Source organism: Candidatus Syntrophosphaera sp. (genome assembly GCA_019429425.1).
Taxonomy (GTDB): domain Bacteria; phylum Cloacimonadota; class Cloacimonadia; order Cloacimonadales; family Cloacimonadaceae; genus Syntrophosphaera.
Genome location: JAHYIU010000129.1, coordinates 1 through 3,419, shown reverse-complemented (window position 1 = coordinate 3,419; position 3,419 = coordinate 1). Strand labels below are relative to the sequence as shown.

The following is a 3,419-nucleotide window of genomic DNA, read 5'->3' as shown; positions in this document are numbered from 1 at the left end:
CTGTAACCGTTGCTCATCCAGCCGATGTCGTCGCCCCAGGCCTTTTCCCAATCGCGCATGATCTCGATTGAGCGCTGGCAAACGCTGATCTTGCCAAAGTCGCTGTGGGTGGCGCGCACCCCGCCGATGGCCTTCTTGTTGTTTTGCTGGCCGGGAGCGTTCTCACACTCGACCACCAGCACCCTCAGCTTGCGCCGGGCAAGCTCCAGCGCAGCAGGAAGACCGAGCGAGCCGGCTCCGATCACCACCACGTCGTAGATCTTATCCATCATTTCTCTCCATCCGGGAATTTATCCAGGGGAACTTCCACAAACACCGGCCGTTTGGTGTTCGGCACCACATTGGTGACGGGAATTCCCTCTTCGCGCAGGACGCCCTTGATCAGGGTCTCGCAGGTCTTGGCGCCGCAGGGTCCCATTCCCGCGCGGGTGATCGCCTTGATCTGGTTCAGGTTGGTGATCCCGCCCCGGATCAGTTTGCGCACTTCGCCCACGCTGACCCTTTCGCAGAGGCAGATCATCGCCTCATCGGCCAGTTTTTCAGGAATGACGGGCTTCGGCAAGGGCTGGCTCACTTCCGCGGGCTGGATCCGGAAGGAGGCAATCCGTTTGGCGATCAAGGCCGGAACCTTCACCTGGATGAGCTGAGTATGCCGCTGCTTCATGTCCAGAACCGCCGTCACGGGATAGCGTCCCAAAGGCTGGCCGTCGATATCCACCAGTTCGATCCCGTCGCCGGCTTTGATGGGGATGTTGAAAACCTCGTAGGGCATGGTCACAATCGGATTGTCCGCGTCCTTGCGGTAATCCACCAGGGTGATGGCCAGGCCGGGGCAGATCAGCAGGCACTTGTAGCAGCCGATGCAGTTCCCAGTGTAGAGCGGAACGGCCATCAAACCGCCGTCCTCGGTGTGGATGGAATTGGTGGGGCAGACTGTGGTGCAGGGGTTGCAGGGGATTTCCTGCAGGCAGTGGATCACGGGGAAGACGCCTGTGTCCGGAAGGTTCTTCTGATAGCCCTTGATCGCGCCGGGATGGGATTTCAGCACCTCCGCCTTGGCATACCAATCCGCGGGGATGATGCCGATTCCTTCCGCGCCGCAGTCTTTGGCGATGGTGAGTCCGGCGATCCTGCCATTAAACATGGCGCTTGAGGCCTCGGCGATCTCCAAAGCGTCGCCGGCAGAGTAGATCGGAATGCCCGCTTCCTCGGCCTCGAGGGTGAATTCGGAAAGGGAATCCAGGCCCACGGCAATCAGGATGGTGTCGCAGGCAAAACTCTTTTCGGTGCCGGCGATGGGCTGGAATCTCTGGTCAACTTGAGAGATGGTGACACTCTCCACGGTCTCGCCGCCATTGGCGCAGAGGATTGAATGCGATGTGTGGACCGGCACGCCCAGGCGCTGCAGCTTGTCCGCGTGCACCTTGTAACCGCCGCATTGGGGCATGGCCTCGGCAAGGCCGACAACTTCGATCCCCGCCTGCAAGGCGTGATATCCGGCGATCAGGCCCACGTTTCCGCCACCGATGATGAACAGGCGGTTCGTAGGACGGATCAGGTCGCGGTTGACGAGGGTTTGAAATGCTCCCGCGCCGTAGATCCTGGCCAGATGGTTGCCGGTGAAGCGCAGGAATTTTTCCCTGGCCCCGGCGGCGTTGAGGATCCGCTGGGGAGTAACGATCTTGTAGATCCCGTCTTTGAGGATGCCCACCTTTTTGTCGCTGAAAACAAAGAGCGCCGTGCTGTTCAGCCAGATCTTCACGGACGGGTGCTTCTCCACTTCCGCGGCGAGCAGCTTACCGATGTCGTGGCCCCGCACCCCGGCATTGCTGTCTTCCTCCGAGCCAAAGAATTTATGAGTTTGCAGCACCAGTTTGCCGCCCAGGGCGTGTTTGTCGTCGATCAGGAGGGTGTCGATCCCGTGCTTGCCAAGTTCGATCGCTGCCGCCAAACCTGAAGGCCCGCCTCCGATGATCAGCACATCGGTGTCCAGATGCTCGATCGCCGGCCTCTCTGCCACATAATCACTGTCGGGAAGCTCGGGAAGCCCGTCCGCGGAACGGACCTCCATCCCTTCCGTGACGACCGTCATGCACGATTTGACCGCCACCCCGTCCGCGATGACGGTGCATTTGGCGCATTGCCCATTGGCGCAAAAGATGCCTTGGGCGCTGCCGTCCTTGGGGTGGTGGCCAAAGACGCTGATCCCGTTGGCGATCAGGGCTGAGGCTATCATTTCATCCTTCTTGCCTGTCAGAGCCCTGCCGTTCCAGGTGAACAGAACGTCCTTGCGCTCCGGCACGCTCAGGATCGGATGCCTGATGATGCGATGGTTTTCCATTGCTGAAAAATTCTCCTTGGTTGGATGTTTTTTTTCTCACAAACTTTGGGGTGCCCCAAGCTGTCAAGCAAAAGCTGGAAACTCCGGTCCTCAGCCGCTCTCGGTACAACCGGCGCGTGCCTTAACTTTCAACTCCATGACCACCCTCTATATATATACGGATGATGTTTGGGGGGTCTGTCAAGAAAAATCTTGCCCAAAAGCCCAAAAATCGGGTTTTTTGGGAAAAATAGTTTCATCGCCGGTTTCACCAATTCACCAATTCACCAATTCGCACGTCTTATCCCCCACCGGATTCTCCCATTTTCCAATTAACCCATTAACCCGTTAATCCATCACCAATTTGAACAGTTTGAATAATTCAACAGTTCCCCGCCATACATCTTTTCGGTCTTGTAAGGTCAAGTTCCCAAGTTCCCAGATTCCCCGCCATACCGGGTATCAGAACCAGATCCAAAAGGGAGGGATAGGGGATATATAAGTATATGTTATATATAGTATTTATATATAATATATACTAAAATAGTAGGAATTAGTATTTAATATATATATATCATATATTGCATACATTTGGGTTCTGGTTTTGTCCCTTTCCTGGATACTACCAAAAAGTTACCCGGTATGGCGGGGAATCTGGGAATTTGGGAACTTGACTTTCCAGGCAATGATATAGGGGGTATGGCTGGGAATCTGGGAATCTGGGGAACCTGAGATTCCCGGTGCTCGATCACACTTACCTCCATCTTGGTCAAATTCGCAAATTCTCAAGTTAGCTCGTTATGGGGGACTGGATTCAAAAAAACATTCTTAACATAAAAGACCTTTGCACATAGACTCTCTGGAAAAGGTCTAAAACTAGGGAAAGAACTCCCCCGAAAAATAGTTTACGATATCTGCAAATAATTCTTGACAAATTAGATAGCCATACTTATTGTCACTCCATTACATCGCTGGAGTTTACCATGAGAACAGACAAAATGACCATGACCGATTACGAAATCCAGAACACTTTGGCCAAACTGGACCACTTTCTCCTAAAGTTGGATGAGAACATCAATTGGCACAGAGTAAAAGAGAC

At 54.3% G+C, this 3,419-nt stretch carries 2 protein-coding genes; both read right to left on the bottom strand.

The window, feature by feature from the left end; translation table 11 throughout:
• The coding region (locus K0B87_09495; GenBank protein ID MBW6514969.1) for an FAD-binding oxidoreductase at window positions 1-269 on the bottom strand (269 nt) is incomplete at its 3' end.
• On the bottom strand, window positions 269-2,341 hold the full coding sequence (locus K0B87_09490) for an FAD-dependent oxidoreductase (GenBank protein ID MBW6514968.1): 2,073 nt from the start codon (window positions 2,339-2,341) through the stop codon (window positions 269-271). The genes K0B87_09490 and K0B87_09495, both read right to left, overlap by 1 nt.
• Window positions 2,342-3,419 lie beyond the last annotated feature (1,078 nt).

What these genes read in the sequence shown, in the direction of transcription:
- K0B87_09490 (MBW6514968.1), bottom strand. Translation starts at nt 2,341, where the DNA reads ATGGAAAACCATCGCATCATCAGGCATCCGATCCTGAGCGTGCCGGAG.